General features: G+C 45.4%; 1 protein-coding gene. It reads right to left on the bottom strand.

Going from position 1 to position 273, the window contains the following annotated elements; translation table 11 throughout:
* Positions 1-8: 8 nt before the first annotated feature.
* Positions 9-273, bottom strand: a 265-nt coding sequence (locus tag SB765_RS29625) for a hypothetical protein (protein ID WP_410932491.1), incomplete at its 5' end; no start/stop codon positions are given.

Here is a 273-nt window from a genome sequence, read left to right as displayed (position 1 = left end):
ATAATTAATCAGTTAGCGATAAAACGCTTCTCGTCTGTCAGCACTTGCAATAACAAACTTAACTGTGGTTTTTCATCTTTCACTCTTTCACCACGTAAGTTGTAAGTGCGGTATTTACCGTTATTGTTCAGCACCAGCGTCTTTTTCGGGGTGGTAATTGCCAGCGTATCGTTATCCGCTGCGGTAACCCAGTAATGACGGCGTTGAGGGTTGAACAAATCCTGACCTTGCGAATATTCGCTGGCAGGTGTGCTGACATGTAGCAGGCGTTGC

This window comes from Pseudomonas sp. SIMBA_067, assembly GCF_046534675.1.
GTDB classification, from domain to species: Bacteria; Pseudomonadota; Gammaproteobacteria; order Pseudomonadales; family Pseudomonadaceae; genus Aquipseudomonas; species Aquipseudomonas putida.
The sequence above is the reverse complement of the archived record's forward strand: the minus strand, read 5'-3'. Positions and strand labels throughout refer to the sequence as shown.